3 protein-coding genes are annotated in these 1,236 nt (G+C 37.6%); all 3 read right to left on the bottom strand.

The features are described 5' to 3' along the window. Positions 1-101: 101 nt before the first annotated feature. The 3 genes from WJR50_RS34075 to WJR50_RS34065 all read right to left on the bottom strand — a co-directional run bounded on the left by WJR50_RS34075 (position 102) and on the right by WJR50_RS34065 (position 1,138). On the bottom strand, positions 102-368 hold the full coding sequence (locus tag WJR50_RS34075) for a type II toxin-antitoxin system RelE family toxin (protein WP_341297793.1): 267 nt from the start codon (positions 366-368) through the stop codon (positions 102-104). Continuing rightward, positions 365-562, bottom strand: coding sequence for a hypothetical protein (locus WJR50_RS34070; RefSeq protein ID WP_341297792.1), 198 nt, complete (start codon positions 560-562; stop codon positions 365-367). Before WJR50_RS34070 ends, WJR50_RS34075 begins: the two co-directional genes overlap by 4 nt. A 135-nt stretch (positions 563-697) precedes the next feature. Continuing rightward, on the bottom strand, positions 698-1,138 hold the full coding sequence (locus WJR50_RS34065; protein WP_341297791.1) for a hypothetical protein: 441 nt from the start codon (positions 1,136-1,138) through the stop codon (positions 698-700). Positions 1,139-1,236: the final 98 nt, after the last annotated feature.

Below are 1,236 nucleotides of genomic sequence, written 5' to 3'. Positions count from 1 at the left end.
CTCAGTACGAGACCCGTACGCTGAGTGGTGTGTGAGGCGCACTGGCAGTCAATTGACTGTCAGCCGTCTACACGATTAGGGCACGTGTTCCCTTCCTATTTCTACGGAAAGTATTTGTAAATATCTTTTCTGGGTAGGAACCTGATAAAATCTATCGTATCTCCTTCAACCGCAATACCAATTCTGTAATTTCCTATTCTAATACGATAATAACTGTTTGATCCTTTCAGCTTCTTTATGTTCTTAATCGCATCACTGCTGATAGCAGCCTGCGCCTGTTCTATCGTATCTGCTATTTTCGTGAGTAATTTCTTATCCTTTATCTTTTTGATGTCTTTTTCAAATGACTTGTCAATCCGAACGTTCATTGACGAAGACTTTTGATAAAATCTTGAGTATCCACATACTCCCCAGTCTTGCCTTTTTCAATGGCATATACCATCGCTAAATCTTCGGCGTCTTCTTTTGTTAAGATTTTAGTTTTGATTCCTAGTTTATTTGCTAACTCTATAAGCAGTTTTATATCGGAATCAGATTCGCTTGATAATATGGCTGTTTTCATTTCTTGTAAATTTTATTATCAATATCAGTAATATACCTCGTCTTTTCAAATCCTATGTGCCCTAACGTTTGCGCAGCCGCCGACGAAGGCTTTAGCCGAAGTATGGTGGCTGAGCGTTGTTGGCAGTGGGCATTTCTAATTTTCTAGGTAATCTATAGGGCTTGATGCATTGGTTCGTAAATCTCCACTCATCAGTTTTAACATTTGTTTAGCAGTATCTATGAATCCATTAGTGTTTATTTTTTGCCACCCACCTGTTCCAATTTTATTTTTATTTAGTTCTTCTACTGTCAGATAATTATCTTCAGTTTCTAAAGATGCAATTATATTCTGGAGCACAGATATCAACAGTAACCTCTTTTCCTCTGAATCAAATTTCTTATCTAAGTCTACCGGTATACAGCCTACATATCCAACAGTAGATGCAAAAATCCAATCCTCAACTATATCAACAAGCCACTCTTTATTAGAGACTTTTACTTTAAGTTCCCTGACAGATAAATAGAGTAACCCCTCTAAGAAGCTGTCCTTAGCCCAAAAGCCAAATTCTCTATATTTTACAAAACTGGTTGCCATTTTTTCTTTTTCTGCTCACTGCCAACGTTAAAGCTACCGGTCGTAGAGGCAAGATGTGACTTTTTGATGAGATATTCTGCTTCATCTTGCTGGCTTTA

The organism is Catalinimonas locisalis, assembly GCF_038039535.1.
GTDB lineage: Bacteria > Bacteroidota > Bacteroidia > Cytophagales > Cyclobacteriaceae > Catalinimonas.
This window is presented reverse-complemented; position numbering and strand designations above follow the sequence as displayed.

Bases quoted from the DNA above. Each gene is read 5' to 3' on its own strand.
- WJR50_RS34070 (WP_341297792.1), bottom strand. From the start codon at position 562: ATGAAAACAGCCATATTATCAAGCGAATCTGATTCCGATATAAAACTG.
- WJR50_RS34065 (WP_341297791.1), bottom strand. From the start codon at position 1,138: ATGGCAACCAGTTTTGTAAAATATAGAGAATTTGGCTTTTGGGCTAAG.
- WJR50_RS34075 (WP_341297793.1), bottom strand. From the start codon at position 368: ATGAACGTTCGGATTGACAAGTCATTTGAAAAAGACATCAAAAAGATA.